Below are 15,229 nucleotides of genomic sequence, written 5' to 3' on the forward strand. Positions count from 1 at the left end.
TAACCTTGCTCTGTGATCTGCTTAACGGCTTGGATCTTAAATTCTTCGGTAAATCGCTGATTCATTGTTCCCCCTAGGACGCTCAATTGTAAATCAATTAAGTGTCTAGAGAAGGCTGGTCGATTCACTTTTTGTTTGTGGAGAAATTCTGGAGATTTACAGTACATTTCTCCTCTTCAACTCAACGGCTAACAAAGAAGCCTCGGGGTGGCCTCCCATAGGTACACCTTTCAGCTGCGCCGATATAAGCTGCGTAATTGTGCGGCTCAAGCCTAGAAACAATTATAATGAATAGAATTCATCAATAAATGAAATAACATCGTTTTTATTCATCATCATTTAACCGTATAAAGTCCTCACGCCTTCAAGCACAGGCACCTTGATGTCTTCTACGACACAAGAACAACGGCGGAAATGACAGATCAGCCCGCGATTCGCGAACCCAACAAGGGCGCACAACTCTTGTAGGGTTGATCTCAGCCAATGAGTAAAAGGGATACCAGACAGAGATGAATCAAGATTTCACTTTCAGTATTAAGCGTATTCGCTTCGATGAGCACTACCAGCCATCGGACAGTACCCGTATCACCACCAACTTTGCCAACCTGGCAAGAGGCGAGTGCCGTCAGCAGAATTTGCGTAATGCGCTGAAGATGATAGACAACCGTTTCAATGCGCTCGCACATTGGGATAACCCGCAGAGCGACCGTTACTCAGTCGAGCTGGAAATCATTTCCGTGGATATGACAATCGAAGGCCAGGGCGACAGCTTTCCCACGATTGAAGTGCTGAAAACCAACATTGTGGATCATGCCACCAACGAGCGTATCGAAGGCATAGTGGGCAACAACTTCTCCTCCTATGTGCGGGACTATGATTTCAGCGTATTACTGCTTGATCATAACAAACAGCAAGACCAGTTCAGCATCCCGGAGAATTTTGGTGATCTGCATGGCAAGCTGTTCAAGTACTTCGTCAATTCGAAAGCCTATCAGCAGCACTTCAAAAAGCCACCGGTCATCTGTTTAAGCGTGTCCGATAACAAGATCTACTACCGCACAGAGAATCAGCATCCGGTCTTGGGCGTGGAATACCTGCCAAACGAATCATCGCTGACCGAGCTGTATTTCAAAAAGATGGGGCTGGACGTGCGCTACTTTATGCCGCCCAACAGTGTTGCGCCGCTGGCCTTCTACTTCTTCGGTGATCTGCTGAACGACTACACCAACCTGGAGCTGATCAGTACCATCAGCACCATGGAAACCTTTCAAAAGATTTACCGGCCCGAAATTTATAATGCCAACGCTGTCGCCGGAAAATGCTATCGACCGAATTTGAAAAACCCGGATCACTCTATCACGCAGATTGTGTATGACCGAGAAGAGCGCAGCCAACTAGCCATCGCTCAGGGGAAGTTTGCTGAAGAGCACTTTATCAAACCCTATCGGGCCATTCTGGATCAATGGTCAGCTAACTACGCCTAATCAATCACTCAGATAAAAGTATTTATAATGAAAACACTCTTACCGACATCCACAGCAGGCAGCTTACCGAAACCCTCCTGGCTGGCACAACCTGAAACACTCTGGTCACCCTGGAAACTGCAGGGCGAGGAACTTATTGTTGGCAAACAGGATGCGCTACGCCTGTCACTGCAGGAACAGCAACAGGCAGGCATCGATATTGTCAGTGACGGCGAACAAACCCGCCAACACTTTGTGACCACCTTTATTGAACACCTGAGCGGCGTTGATTTTGAAAACCGTCAAACGGTCCGAATCCGCAACCGCTATGATGCCAGCGTACCCACCATCGTGGGCCCGGTTTCGCGACAAAAGCCCGTGTTTGTGGAAGATGCCAAATTTTCACGTCAGCAGACCACGCAACCCATCAAATGGGCATTGCCTGGCCCCATGACCATGATCGACACCCTGTATGACGACCACTACAAAAGCCGTGAAAAGCTCGCCTGGGAGTTTGCCAAAATACTCAATCAGGAAGCGAAAGAGCTCGAGGCAGCGGGTGTCGATATCATCCAGTTTGATGAACCTGCTTTTAATGTGTTCTTTGATGATGTGAATGACTGGGGCATTGCCTGTCTGGAGAGAGCCATCGAAGGACTGAAATGCGAAACGGCTGTCCATATCTGCTACGGCTATGGCATCAAAGCCAATACAGACTGGAAAAAAACCCTGGGGTCGGAGTGGCGGCAATACGAAGAAATCTTTCCGAAACTGCAACAATCCAATATCGATATCATCTCGCTTGAGTGTCACAACTCACGTGTGCCCATTGAGCTACTGGAACTGATCCGGGGTAAAAAAGTGATGGTCGGCGCTATCGACGTGGCCACCAACACCATCGAAACCCCTGAAGAAGTGGCAGAAACACTGAGAAAGGCCCTGCAGTTTGTTGACGCCGACAAGCTGTATCCTTGTACTAACTGTGGCATGGCACCCCTATCCCGCCAGGTGGCCAACGGCAAACTTCGCGCCCTAGCGGCTGGGGCACAAATTGTGCGTGATGAACTGCTCGCTATTGGTGGTCACTAGGATCGTCCATCTTGTTGATTGGCTCGGCACAGGCACGAACTGCTACGACTTGTTATGCAGCAGTAAGCGGAACCTTTTGCATCTTATCTAAACTTAACTTTTTACCTGCATGCCACAAATCATAAGCATCCTGCATAGCCAACCAACTTTCTGGGCTTCTACCCAAAGCTTTAGATAGACGAAGGGCCATTTCTAGGCTTATGCCACTTTGACACCTCAAGATTCGATTGAGTGATTGCTTGAGATTGTTGGGACAGCTGCAGTATAATCGTACGGCATTACCGTACATATATTGGTGGATAGGATGGAAACAATCAGTGTTAACAAGTTTCGGGATAACCTGAAACAGGTTGTAGAACAAAGCATTAGCCGACACGAACCGATCAGAGTTTCCCGCCGGTCTGGCCAAGACTTTATCGTGCTTAGCGCCGAAGATTGGGAACGCGAGCAGGAAACACTCTACGTGCTGCAAAATAACAGCCTGATGAAGCAACTGGCAGAGTCAGTCAAAACCCACGCAGAGCGTCAAGGATACACGCCAACTAACGAGCAAATGGATGAGATCACTGGTATTTGAAGGCAGGACCTGGGAGGCGTATGAAACCATGCGCCAAAAGGACAAAAAGCTGCACGAAGCTGCACGTAAAATCATCAAAGAGCTCCTGCGCGGCGATGACCCTGCTGTTGGGACGGGCAAACCTGAGCCGCTGAAGCATAACCTTTCAGGTTTTTGGTCAAGACGCATTAGCCAGAAAGATAGGATTGTATATAGGTTCGATGAATCATCAATCTACATCTTTGCTCTGGGTGGGCATTATGATGAGCCCTAACGAGCCTGTCAGATTAGACATTTTGAAATCAAAATTCCCAGCACCGACAGCGCCTGCTTCATTCTGTTAATTGCGACCTGCTCAAATCAGCAAACCGTTTTACTCATTCAAACAGCTGATATTCATTATCTAAGGCCGTCATGGCCACCATTCAGAGGTTTTTGGCTCTGTTAATGCCTGGCTGCTTGCTCGGCGGGGCTGTTGGAGACGCCTTGGGCGCTCCTATTGAGTTCATGTCGCGCAGCGACATTCTTCATCAACTTGGTTCAGATGGCATCACTCAGTACGCACCCGCGTATGGTGGCCTGGGCACCATCACTGATGACACTCAAATGACCTTGTTTACGGCCGAAGGTTTGATGCGGGGCTGGATCCAAGAGTACATGAAAGGCCATGGCGAATACTCCAAAAACACAGCGCTGGCTTACCTGCGCTGGCTTGTCACTCAAGGCATACGGCCTGAGTGCATCATGGAGACACCAGACACGGGGGGCTTGATCCAGTGCATAGCACTGCACCATCGACGCGCTCCGGGAAATACCTGTCTTTCAGCACTCCAAACCATGAGTTTTCCAGGCGAATATGCCATCGATAACAGCAAGGGGTGTGGCGGCGTCATGCGATTTGCGCCTGTTGGACTGTTCACCTGGGGTCGAAGGCAACACATGTCTCTGCAATCGGCCTTTCAACTGGGAGCTGACCTTGCTGCCCTCACCCACGGGTACCCTACGGGCTTTCTAACTGAAGGGGTGTTGGCGGTGATGATTCACCAGCTCGTTGAGGGAACAACTATGGTAAACGCTGTGAACGCTGAAGAAACGCTGGCGATTTCTGTATACTGCGCCCTGGTTGCAAGGGACTTTCGAGAGAGTGTGATTCTTGCGGTCAACCACGACGGGGATTCTGACTCCACCGGGGCGATCGCCGGTAACTTGCTGGGAACCCTGCATGGGGTAGCATCCATTCCCAACGCGTGGCTTGAGCCACTGGAGCTACGAGATGTGATCACCGCTATGGCCGATGACCTTCACTCAAGCCCAAACTGGCACGTGAGTGATGGCTGAACAACCTTATTTTGACCATCCTCACGTACTATTTTTACCTTCACCACCGAACTCTTTGTTTTTTCACCCAGGTGATGTGAGACTCCAGATCTGGATCCAGTTGCAGTGCCTGCAAGGTATTAAATCGCAGAGCCAGCTCCATCTCATCATGGCGCTTGTGTATGGCACGATGGCAGGCGTAACACATCCAAATACCCTGTTGCAGCGCTTCTGCTGAGTATTGTTTCTTGAAGCGTGAAAGTCGATGGATCTTGCGTGATATCAAATAATGAAATGTCAGTGGCGCATCGCGTTAACACAATCAACAGTGACAGTTTTCAGGTTTCTTTCGCACGTGATCTCCTTTACACATCTGTCTGCCGTAAGGCCTGACCCAGACGGTCGAAATACGCTCGAAAGGCAAAATTGATTTGCTCACGCTGCTCGCCCTGAGGAAACAAGCCCCGTTCAGCCTCAGGTGAGGATTTGGTGCCTTTAACCAGAAAGTGGTTACAGATTGAATGGTCCTGCACGAACGCCTCGAAAGCACGTGCGCATACTTCTTCCGGCAAACTGTAATACTGCGAGCCAAGTTGTTGATCCATGTCCAGGGAGCGCTGCATCAACTGGCTGGGTTGCTGTCCCGAGGCATCCAACATAATTGCTGCAAAGCAGGCCTGAAGGTTGTCATTGAGGGCGTGTGCTACGGGCGTTGCATCCATCAGCCATGCTCTTGATGCGAACATCCCAGGAAGAGCATCCATAAACACTTTATCAGCCAAATAATGATCCAGTGCATGAAACCACTCGTGAGCGATGCTGCCGGGCCCGGCATTTTTGGCCAATGAAAAACAACGCGTCGCTGGGTTGTAATGAGCCGCCATACCCGGTCTTCCACCGATGGCATACTGAAATGCCAAGGTTCCACGCTGTGAAATCAGCACTTCCGGCCCATTGAGAATGCACATCAAATCACATAGCGCATCATAAAAATATGCTGCAGCTAGCTCCCGTTCGTCGGCTTTGACCCAACGGCCAATCTCTATACTACGGAAGTCAAAACGGCGCCTCAGCTCCACAAAATCAACCCGACGCTCGCCTCGGTGATCTGGCCCCCTGCGGTAATAAGCCTTACGCATCGTATATACGTGCCTGTGATCAGAGCATCGGTAGCTCCGCAGCTTGGTCTCTCAGTTCGGGCTTCCAGAAATATTGAATTCTATTCATGATTAAAACTCCCTATGCGCTATTCCAACAAAGCTACAAGTTATCTATCTGAGGCAAAGCAAACTGATCGATCCCAAGATGACTTCCTCTGGAACAGTGTCCGCAAGAGTCCCCTTGTCAGTAATATAAGTATCCCAATTAACCGCACTACGCCAAAAATATCTGCCATTTTCACAGTTAATACTAATATTTCCGATAAAACCTACTGTCTTACCCTCACCTACAATCGTCATCTTTAACTGATAAGGTGTTGGAAGGTTACTTCTATCTGTCAATGGATAGGCTATCCAATCATTCCAGAATATTTCTACATCCTCTCGATACAAAAAAACTCCACCATCTACCCTATCACCCAGCTTTGGTGTATTTGCCGATATAGAACTCACTGTAAAGGTTAGCACTACCACTAACATCATCGAAACGGACTTCATATACACTCCTTTTAGCTACCTGAGCCCTATTATGCTATGGAAGCTGCGAATAAGTCAGACCAAATGCTCTGAGATGTTTTTTTCACTGCATCAGGCCCAGAGTTCAGCATTTTTCATGCTTTTTACCCGCTTGCACCACCCTTTTTGGGCGGCGCAGACAGATTAACCCTGTGTTCTAAGCATCTGATCCACGCGCACGACATTGGCCAGAGCAAACAACATCGTCAGCTTGCCATCGTTTTTCTTCAGGCCACGGTAGCGCGCTTTTACAAAACCAAACTGACACTTGATAATCCGAAACGGATGCTCAACTTTTGCAGGGATACTCGCTTTCAGGTATTCGGTATGTATTCTGACCTTGTTGATCCGAGGATGCTTCTTCAATGCTCTGAGTTTCCCGAATTGCTCAGCGATGTGCCAGTTAACTTGATGGTGCTTCAGTTCATTTCGTTTCTCAGCGCCACGGTATCCCGCATCCGCGAAGATGAATGCCTCTTCACCATGAAGAAGCTAGTCAGCCTGATTGAGGTCGTGTTCATTCGCCGCAGTTGTTGTGAAACTGTGCGTGATGCCGGTGCGGGCATCAACCCCGATGTGAGCCTTCATCCCGAAGTGCCATTGATTCCCTTTTTTGGTCTGATGCATCTCAGGATCGCGCTCACCTATTTTGTTCTTGGTTGAACTGGGAGCTTCAATGATAGCGGCATCGATCAGAGGACCTTCTTTCAGTAAAACACCGGCCTCCGATAGCCACTGGCTCACCTCTTCAAAAACCTGTCGAGCCAAGCAATGACGCTCCAAAAGATGGCGGAAGTTCAGGATGGTGGTGTGATCGGGAATAGCCTTGTCCAGTGACAAGCGGGCGAACATGCGCATGGAAGCAATCTCATACAGCACATCTTCCATCGCGGGGTCACTGAGGTTGTACCACTGCTGCATACAGTGAATTCGCAGCATAGTGGACAATGTGGGTACGGTCGACGACCGTTCCCAGCTTTGAGATAGTGGGGCTCTATGACAGCTTCGAGTCGCGCCCACGGGATCAGCTTGCCCATTCGGCCCAGGAGCTTTTCCTTACGGGTCTGGCGGCGCTTGTTGCTGAACTCGCTGTCCGCGAATGTAAGTTGCTGATCCATCTGTGCGTCTTCAATCATGTGCGACGGTCATTATCCCATGAGGTGGACTTATTCGCAGCTTCCCTAAACCTGCACTCATCTCACACCGAGATAGAGCACTACATTTTGCGTCTCTGTTGGCTTCGTCAAAGGCATGATGCCGATGACGACAACACCCTCTTCATCTGCCAAAGACTCAACCGCAAAGGCATAACGGCTGAAGTCCTCTTGGGTTGGCTGATATTCCCGGTAGATACATTGCAAAGAAGAGATCTTTCCTGAGCCTAACAGCGGCGCAACCTCGCTAGGCCAGCACGTCACGTAATCCGGCAGCATTTTTACGTTGTCGACGTTGCCAATCAGACCATGCTCGGAGGCCTCAAGTACGGCGATAACGTCATTTAGATCAAGGCCGATAATGCCCTGCTCGGCCCAGCAGTTGACGAGGAGGTCCAGCAGTTGCTGCATCTGCTCATCATCGGTTTGGGCATTCAGGAAAGAAACGACGCGACTGACTCGATCCGTGATGGTCACATTGACCTGGCCGTTGGGAAGAAAGGCCAGCGTCATATCGGGAGCTCGTGATAAAACGGTGGAACCGGGTACCGACCAACGGAGTAAGTTGTGATGCGGATCAGAGCGGACTTCGAGCCGAGCCAACCAACCTGCCAACATCTCATCTGTTGCGTACTGCGGATGCTGTATCTGAATCAATATGTACTCTGTCATGCCGTTTCCTTTGCCGCTATTTCGCATAGTCATCCGCATTTTTTCATCAGCTGCTGTCTATCAATCCGAAAGCGTATAAGTAGTAGACCGTGCTTCAGACTCGATCAACTTGAAAGTGCCTTTACCTGCAATATGGTTCATGACACGTACATCAGATGCTGTAGAGGTATGGTCAGTCAATGCACGGTGGTAAAAAGCAGAAAAGGCAACCAGGCCTTCACCCCAAGTAATTTTACGGGTTGGGCCTACAATCGCGTTGCAGAAGGTTTTGTGATACTTGAAGACTTCAGCGGCACCTTGAGCCACGTCACAGCTTGAAAAGCAGATACAGCAGTTTTTGAGATAGGGCCATGCTATTTCATCGAACGTTTTCCAGTCGATAAAAGTACCATCTGTCAGTTCAAAGCCATCTGCGTTGCCATGGGCGCTGATATGCACATAATGGATATATTTTTTATCCGCATAGCTCAAGGCTTTGATGAAATGATCAATATCAAGCGTATTGAACACCCTTGACTTGATATTTTCTATCTCCAGAATTCTATGCAAGGAATCGGCTTCACTTCTTCCCTCATAAAAGTCAGCAGGTGATGCCGATTCTATAATTAAAACTCTTTTTTTTGATGACATATACAATCCTTAGAATACAAGTCTATTCAATATAAAACCGCAATCACCATAACGAAAGGATACGGCGCAGATTTACTCTTCCGTACGAGTCGTACGCGAAGAAGCTGGCTTGCAGGTACTGTAAATTACTAGCATGCATAGCTAAACCATATCCTTGCTAATATATGTACCAACCTCAGTAGTATCTAACAATTTATCAAAATGTTGTTTGATCAGTGGATCAGGCCATATCAAACCATCATCTCCATCCAGTTCAATTTGGCTAAGACCGTATGCGACTGACAATCGATCAAAATCTTTGTTTCGAACCCCCTCAGCGTGAAAGTTATCTGGACGAGGCAATAGCTTCTCATTAGCACGTAGCCATGTTGAGTTCGCTGATGGCTTTTCGACCTCTTGGATTAAATTACTTTTATAATACTGCATACCAGACCCACCACCACAAGCATAGAATGACAAATTCTTTACATCTTCCCTAGATAGCATCCTTAAAGAAGTAACAGCCTTGCATAGAGTTTCAATTTTCACTTGCTTTAAGGCCTTTTTTCCAAAAATCCAATCAGGATTATGCTTTTCGTGATTAAAAAAAACAGAGATTCCATGAAAATAATCTTCGAAAAACTGAGGAATTAATTTTAAATCATTGATTGAGCTAATGGAGCGTGAGATCTTTTTTAAAAGACTTTTTGGTGCTTTATGCTCTCGAAGGCAGCGATCCCAGAATTCAAGACGATAGCGATGAAGATTTAGCACACCTAAGGGCTGAACAGCAGCATTGAAATAACTAAATACCCACCGGTTTCCTCGACCCCTTTTTACGTGAAATATTGCTGAATCGAGACTACCTCCACCAACATCAAACATCATATAAATATTTTTTGCCTTATCATCAAAGCTATTAGATACCACGAAGCCATATATTTGTGCAGCCAACTCTGGGACAACCCTTATATCTGGTTCATCATCATTAACATTAGAAGCAGCAAGCCTTGATATTAATTTTTTTACTCCCTCCCTATTAATACTTCTGTTCTTCCCAGCTACGCGCCATGCACATCTCATTAGATCTTCATACATCCTAACGGATTTTTGATCATCTTTATCAACAATCGGTATACCAATAGATATTGTCCAAAATATTTCCTTATCCCAGTATAGATCAGCATGATTGGCAAAAATCCAAGCTCTAACATGTCGTAAAATAAGCGCCCAATAGGCTACAACCATAATGCGATAATTATGATTCCCTGGATTAGAAAAGAGAATTAATTTTAGATCGTCGCACGTCTCATTCCCAGAGACTAATGAATACTCACCCTGAGAAACATAAATAGTTGACGGAATCAAAAACTTATCTAAGCCATCACAATCTCTAAATGGAACAGCATATGACTTATTCAACTGTCTATCACCAATCGCAACCTTTGTATATGAAGTGCCAAAGTCAATTCCGATCACTAAATCACAATCACTATTTTTACTTACAGTTAGATCACATTGCTCCGGGATGCCTTGATGTTCAGGCATCAACGCAAAACTTATTGAATCAACAGCCTTTTCGTCATCTAAAAAGCAAGTCGCTTCTTCTGATATACTTACTCTCAAATCACTTAAGCCAGAAAAATCCTTATCAAATCCGTTTAAATAACCCATAGCCACTCCTTAAAATATCTGACAGCCTACTGAGATTAAGCAACTAAATCATGCAATTCTGATCACACCCGATGATACTAGATTTTCTTGCCATGATACTTTGGATTTTGTTTTAAGCTCTTCAATCCGCACTCTTATCCTACCTTCTTCTTTATGAAATCTACCTTTTTCTAACGGGATCATCTTCAGCTTTTTTGGATCACCCGAAAATTTATATTTTTCAATTCGTTCGTCTACATTTTTTCTCTTTTCATCAAGCCTGTGTGAAAGAAGATTAGTCATAAGCTGTATTCGGTCAGAATTTTCCCGCTTATTAACCTCAGCAAACCTATTAAATTCATTATGCAGATGCTCAAGACAATTCTCATAAAGATCTGCAATGACATCCAGTGTTAAGGCACCTCCAGCTCCATCCCAGTCAGAACCGTAGAGAGCTGCAGCATTTACCACTGTTTCGGCCTCATCACCCTCTATAAGAATTCCATCCGATATTCTTTGTAATAAATAGACAAGCCTTTCGATAACTCGGACGCCAGAAACAGACCAACGAAATACGGTATAAATATAGTCTCCTGGTAAAACAGAGTCAGCAACAGCGGATCTCTTCCAATAAAGAGCTGACACTGGCTGAAAAGCATTAATCACACCTGATATTCTATACTTTTCAGTTACAAATCTGACTAATGGATGATCCTGTGCGATCCGCTCTTCGCCCTTAATTCTTGCTGAGTATTGATTTTCAAAAAACAATTTAGGTGGGCGATCGTTTAGGATATTAGTCTGATTCCTTAAGTGATTTTTTTCTAAATATTCAGAAAAATCGAGTCGCCCCTGAATAGAGAGTTCAACTCTAACTTTAAGTGGATTGATGTCGTCTGAAATAAGTCTTGTACCAGGATAATTACGCTTAAGATAATCAGAAACAAAAGCGTACAGATCTTCACCGCGAATATATCGCCCAAGCTCACGTGCTGCTCTCACCTTATTTTGTATAAAATCACCATGTGCAATCAGGCTTGCAGCATCTTGCTCTAACTTCTCCTGTTGCATTGCATTATTAGCGATAGCAATCTGAACCCCCTCTATTTGCTTTGCCTCTTGCTCTGGAGTGAGATCGTGTGATAAGAGCTCATAACCAAGCTTTCTAATTTGTCGACCAAGTACCTCGCCCATGCTACCTAAAGCCTGACTAAATGTTTCGAGGCGCTGTAATAATCTCTCATAAACACGATCATCTATCGTATTTTCATAAACAAAGTTCCAAATGAGAATTTTCTTTTCTTGTTGCCCAATTCTGTCAATTCGACCAATGCGCTGTTCAATCTTAGCTGGATTCCAGGGTAGATCATAATTTATTATCAAGCTTGAGAATTGTAGATCAACACCCTCTGCTGCCACCTCAGATGATAGTAATATTTGAGGTCCATCTGGGTCTGAAAACTCAGCTATCGCCGCATGCTTGTCCATTCCACCATGCACAACTACAGAGTTTATACCATCTTTTGAAAGCCTCTCTGACAAATAGTGGAGGGTGTTCCGATAAAATGAAAATAGCACAACTTTTTTGTCTGGGTAATCACGCCAATACTTTTTTAAATTTACCAATAGTTCATTATATTTCGAGTCACCTTCATACAGTGCTCTTTCATTGGAAATAGTACGTGTGATAGAAACCAACTCATGAAGCAATGTACCCATCTTACCTTGCGCATCATCTGCTATAATTTCATTACTTTCATCTAGCTCATAGCTAATTTCTTCTAACTCTTCACTACTAAATCGATTGAGCCATCCACGACATGCAGCCACCATGCAGCTTGATATTTGTCTCTGTGGTATTGTAAGCATAAACCCTTCAGAAACACTTAGCTCATGACAAAAACGTCTTACTTTATCGGTAACAGCATTATAAAAACTTAACTCTGCTTCGGTCATGCGTGCTTTTATGACTTTAGCGAGTCGCTCTACTCTATTTTCGTGCACATCCTGCTTTCGGGTTCGCGTAACAATATTACCTAACGGATTAATCCGATCTAATTGATCTGCAATCTCAGCTCTTCCCGCAGGAGTGTTTAAGTATTCTTCGCGCGGTGGATTTTCTTGAAAATATGCTAGCTGCTCGTTACCAGAAAATATCTGATTATTTCGAATTCGTTTTATTTCATTAATAAATGCATTAAGTCCAACCCCTTTCCTTAGCAGCATATCTCTTAATTTTACTAATGGCTGATTTTCCCTTATAAGCCGATCAAATGATTGCTCATATGGAAAAGCATCACTATCTAATAAATTGATCAGATTGAATAGCTCTCGGTTGTGAAGCTGGATTGGCGTTGCTGAAAGCATCACCATACTATGTGTAATTTGTCTCAGCAACTTGGCAATTTCGTAGCTAGCTGTTGCTTGATTTTTAAGAATGTGAGCCTCATCAATTATTACCATGTCTAATAGTGCTTCTTCAAGCTGAGCATCTTCAATAAAAGATGCTAACCGAGCGCTAGCTGATTTTTTATCTTTATCACTCCAGTTTTTTGGCGGCCTTACACCCTGGATTCCTGCAATCAATGCAAATGAATCATGTGGCTTTTCTTTAGCATGTTGTAAGTACTTTAGCAGCTCTGCGGCATCCACGATTTGGGCGTTGACACCAAATCGGTCAGCTAATTCAGATTGCCACTTCTCTTTCAACATCGCAGGACATATCACAAGTAAGCGCCTAGCATCCTGTCGTGCCTTCAGCTCAGTCCAAATCAGACCTGCTTCAACAGTTTTACCTAAGCCCACTTCATCTGCAATAAGGATTCCCCCACTAGGTGAATCCAGAAACTTTAGCACTGGCTTAAATTGGTAAGCCAAAAACTGGGTATTGGTGGTATTTAGACTATAAATTAGGTTAGCGAGCCTACCGCTTAACCGATAGTAAGTAACTGCACACCTCAAATGGCGTGCACCTCCAAAGCGGCCATTCAGCAGCATTTCATACGGGCTTTGAGGTCCACTTGGCATTTTTTCTAAAGCACCTAGGAGACAAAACTGTTCCGATCCATCCAAAAATGTCACCAATACCCGGCGCCTACGTTCTGATCCTTCAAACTCATTACCCATGATACCAATACGTTCAGGACTTGCGATCAATCGCACTTTATCACCAGGGTTCAGTTCAATGTTGGACATTGTTTTTGCTCTCTCAAACTTTATAAAAGCAATAAAAATGTATGTTTATCATGTTGCATCGGTCATTCTATGAGTTGCAGTCTGTCAAGAATTGTCATCCCACTAACTCAGTGATCAGATACCAAACACCTCCCAAGCCACCCGATAGCCTTCTTCCCTATCTGGTTTGAAGAACGGAGCTTTGTACTTCACGGTGCGTTCCACAGGGCCGCCTGGGGAGCCTGGGGAGCCTTCAGCGGGTGGAAGGGTGTCGTCGAGCCTGGTTTTGGTGACGGTTTGCAGGTGTTGGATATCTTCCCACCCCAATGCGACATTCTGTGTCGTTTGTTCGAGGCACATTAGCAATTACGTTTGGCATATTAAAAAAGCTGCTGCTGATTTTTTGTTAGCTATAGCATGTGCGATGTAGCCTTCACGATCACCGCTTTCCCAGAACGGATGAATATCTTCATCATCCAAAGTTGCAACATTGGATTTATCCCTACAATCCGGCCATAGATAGTTGACTTTACCGAAGTTTGCGATGAAAGTTTTCATGATTTTTTATTGGTAAATGACTCTACGAGTAAACCGAATCGGTATTGCGCCTAACACGGCGCTTTGCGGCAATTTTGGAGCCGCATAGCAGTGGAAAAATTGTCCGGCAACAAGGCTGGTTATGGATTATTCGTAGTGACTCCAGAGCCTGAGAACTTTCACCACTCGCTCCTCCTCGAGCACTTGGTAGACCAAGCGATGCTGAATATTGATCCGGCGGGAATAGGCCCCCGCAAGATCGCCAATTAGCTTCTCAAACGGAGGCGGCTTGCGATACGGATCTTCCGCTATCAAAGCTAAAAGTTCCTGAGCTTTTGGTTTAAGGCCACGGGAGGCCAACTTCTTTGCATCTTTCTGGGCTTGCTTGGTGTAAACCAACGTCCATGTCACCAGTCCAGCTCCTCATCGCATTCATCCGCGGGGGTATCCATCCCCTCACGAATGGACTCCCGCATACCGGGCACGGAAAGCAGGTAAAGTGTTTCCTGAATGGCCGACCAGTCCTCCTCGGAAACCAGGACGGCTTTGTTCCGTTTACCCATGATGACGATTGGTTGGTGGGACTCGGCGGTCTCGTCAATCAACCGATAAAGGTTGCTGCGCGCCTCAGTTGCTGTGATGCCGGTCATGACGCACCTCTTGTGTGTTCAACTTGAAATCAAGTGTACCCCTGTCAGCACGTACGTCAAGACGAACGTCTCGTATGACGCCCAACTCAGCGGGCTTTTTTGCGCAGCAAAACAGATCCGCTGCAGTTGTTTGTTAACCCCTAAGCGCTAAATCTTCCCGAATAACCTCGGGGTGACGGAAAGCAATCTCGATAAGTGCTTTTGCAGGGCCCGAAGGCTTGCGTCGACCTTGCTCCCATTCCTGCAAAGTGCGAGGCGAAATATGCAGTACCTCAGCAAACTCAATCTGAGTCAGGCCAGTCTTGCCACGCGCCTCTGCAACCTCATTAGGCACAACACGACTGGTTCGAGCCGCTTTGCCAGCTTTCATTTCTTTAACTGATTGGAACAACTTATTACCAAGCTCCTCTGGTCTCAAACTCTCGTTACTCATTTTCCAGTACCTCACGAATTGACTTCAAAATATGCGCGGGTATGTTTTCCTTAACAGCTTTTTTGTAGATCACCAACAACTAAATCTCACCATTTGCTAACTTGGTGAAGTAGATAACTCTGAATCGACCAGCCTTCTCTAGACACTTAATTGATTTACAATTGAGCGTCCTAGGGGGAACAATGAATCAGCGATTTACCGAAGAATTTAAGATCCAAGCCGTTAAGCAGATCACAGAGCAAGGTT

Annotated in this window: 17 protein-coding genes and 1 pseudogene; 5 read left to right on the forward strand and 13 right to left on the reverse strand. The window is 45.8% G+C overall.

Annotation, left to right across the window (positions count from 1 at the left end; genetic code table 11):
- The first annotated feature begins 509 nt into the window (after nt 1-509).
- Together E1H14_RS12950 and E1H14_RS12955 are read left to right on the forward strand one after the other, a co-directional pair.
- A complete protein-coding gene (locus E1H14_RS12950; protein ID WP_149391907.1) occupies nt 510-1,484 on the forward strand; it encodes a DUF1852 domain-containing protein in 975 nt (324 codons plus the stop codon).
- 27 nt (nt 1,485-1,511) lie between these two features.
- Nucleotides 1,512-2,552: a methionine synthase gene (locus E1H14_RS12955; RefSeq protein WP_149391908.1), complete on the forward strand. Its 1,041-nt coding sequence runs from the start codon at nt 1,512-1,514 to the stop codon at nt 2,550-2,552.
- A 52-nt stretch (nt 2,553-2,604) separates the two neighbouring features.
- Here the strand turns inward: E1H14_RS12955 and E1H14_RS13380 are convergent, their stop codons facing one another.
- Nucleotides 2,605-2,841 (reverse strand): HigA family addiction module antitoxin, encoded by a 237-nt coding sequence (locus tag E1H14_RS13380; RefSeq protein WP_149391909.1) that lies wholly within the window; start codon nt 2,839-2,841, stop codon nt 2,605-2,607.
- Nucleotides 2,842-2,856: 15 nt separating this feature from the next.
- Here E1H14_RS13380 and E1H14_RS12965 point away from each other — a divergent pair, with 15 nt between their 5' ends.
- The 3 genes from E1H14_RS12965 to E1H14_RS12975 all read left to right on the forward strand — a co-directional run bounded on the left by E1H14_RS12965 (nt 2,857) and on the right by E1H14_RS12975 (nt 4,446).
- Nucleotides 2,857-3,129 (forward strand): type II toxin-antitoxin system Phd/YefM family antitoxin, encoded by a 273-nt coding sequence (locus E1H14_RS12965; RefSeq protein WP_149391910.1) that lies wholly within the window; start codon nt 2,857-2,859, stop codon nt 3,127-3,129.
- A complete protein-coding gene (locus E1H14_RS12970) occupies nt 3,110-3,382 on the forward strand; it encodes a Txe/YoeB family addiction module toxin (RefSeq protein WP_149391911.1) in 273 nt (90 codons plus the stop codon). Before E1H14_RS12965 ends, E1H14_RS12970 begins: the two co-directional genes overlap by 20 nt.
- 140 nt (nt 3,383-3,522) lie before the next feature.
- Nucleotides 3,523-4,446 (forward strand): ADP-ribosylglycohydrolase family protein, encoded by a 924-nt coding sequence (locus E1H14_RS12975; RefSeq protein ID WP_149391912.1) that lies wholly within the window; start codon nt 3,523-3,525, stop codon nt 4,444-4,446.
- A 40-nt stretch (nt 4,447-4,486) separates the two neighbouring features.
- Here E1H14_RS12975 and E1H14_RS13310 read toward each other — a convergent pair whose 3' ends face one another.
- From E1H14_RS13310 to E1H14_RS13035, 12 genes and pseudogenes are all read right to left on the reverse strand, one after another.
- On the reverse strand, nt 4,487-4,633 hold the full coding sequence (locus E1H14_RS13310) for a hypothetical protein (RefSeq protein WP_235017464.1): 147 nt from the start codon (nt 4,631-4,633) through the stop codon (nt 4,487-4,489).
- Between the two features lie 157 nt (nt 4,634-4,790).
- Nucleotides 4,791-5,564, reverse strand: a complete 774-nt coding sequence (locus tag E1H14_RS12985) for a CLCA_X family protein (RefSeq protein ID WP_149391913.1) — start codon at nt 5,562-5,564, stop codon at nt 4,791-4,793.
- Between the two features lie 132 nt (nt 5,565-5,696).
- Complete coding sequence (locus tag E1H14_RS12990; protein WP_149391914.1) at nt 5,697-6,083, reverse strand: hypothetical protein; 387 nt, start codon at nt 6,081-6,083, stop codon at nt 5,697-5,699.
- A 162-nt stretch (nt 6,084-6,245) separates the two neighbouring features.
- Nucleotides 6,246-7,219: pseudogene (locus E1H14_RS12995) on the reverse strand (IS5 family transposase).
- A 75-nt stretch (nt 7,220-7,294) separates the two neighbouring features.
- Nucleotides 7,295-7,927, reverse strand: a complete 633-nt coding sequence (locus E1H14_RS13000; protein ID WP_149391915.1) for a hypothetical protein — start codon at nt 7,925-7,927, stop codon at nt 7,295-7,297.
- A gap of 60 nt (nt 7,928-7,987) precedes the next feature.
- Nucleotides 7,988-8,557 carry a hypothetical protein gene (locus E1H14_RS13005; RefSeq protein ID WP_200834117.1) on the reverse strand — a complete coding sequence of 190 codons (570 nt, stop codon included), beginning with the start codon at nt 8,555-8,557 and terminating at the stop codon, nt 7,988-7,990.
- Between the two features lie 141 nt (nt 8,558-8,698).
- Nucleotides 8,699-10,210, reverse strand: coding sequence for an acetate and sugar kinases/Hsc70/actin family protein (locus E1H14_RS13010; RefSeq protein ID WP_149391916.1), 1,512 nt, complete (start codon nt 10,208-10,210; stop codon nt 8,699-8,701).
- A gap of 48 nt (nt 10,211-10,258) precedes the next feature.
- Nucleotides 10,259-13,384, reverse strand: coding sequence for an SNF2-related protein (locus E1H14_RS13015; protein ID WP_200834118.1), 3,126 nt, complete (start codon nt 13,382-13,384; stop codon nt 10,259-10,261).
- Between the two features lie 345 nt (nt 13,385-13,729).
- On the reverse strand, nt 13,730-13,921 hold the full coding sequence (locus E1H14_RS13020; protein WP_149391917.1) for a hypothetical protein: 192 nt from the start codon (nt 13,919-13,921) through the stop codon (nt 13,730-13,732).
- Nucleotides 13,922-14,047: 126 nt separating this feature from the next.
- Complete coding sequence (locus E1H14_RS13025; protein WP_149391918.1) at nt 14,048-14,311, reverse strand: Txe/YoeB family addiction module toxin; 264 nt, start codon at nt 14,309-14,311, stop codon at nt 14,048-14,050.
- Nucleotides 14,308-14,550 (reverse strand): type II toxin-antitoxin system Phd/YefM family antitoxin, encoded by a 243-nt coding sequence (locus E1H14_RS13030; RefSeq protein ID WP_149391919.1) that lies wholly within the window; start codon nt 14,548-14,550, stop codon nt 14,308-14,310. The genes E1H14_RS13025 and E1H14_RS13030 overlap by 4 nt, the downstream gene beginning before the upstream one ends.
- A gap of 133 nt (nt 14,551-14,683) precedes the next feature.
- Nucleotides 14,684-14,941, reverse strand: a complete 258-nt coding sequence (locus tag E1H14_RS13035) for a helix-turn-helix domain-containing protein (RefSeq protein WP_456093778.1) — start codon at nt 14,939-14,941, stop codon at nt 14,684-14,686.
- Nucleotides 14,942-15,229 lie beyond the last annotated feature (288 nt).

It is taken from the genome of Nitrincola tapanii (genome assembly GCF_008368715.1).
Taxonomy (GTDB): Bacteria; Pseudomonadota; Gammaproteobacteria; order Pseudomonadales; family Balneatricaceae; genus Nitrincola; species Nitrincola tapanii.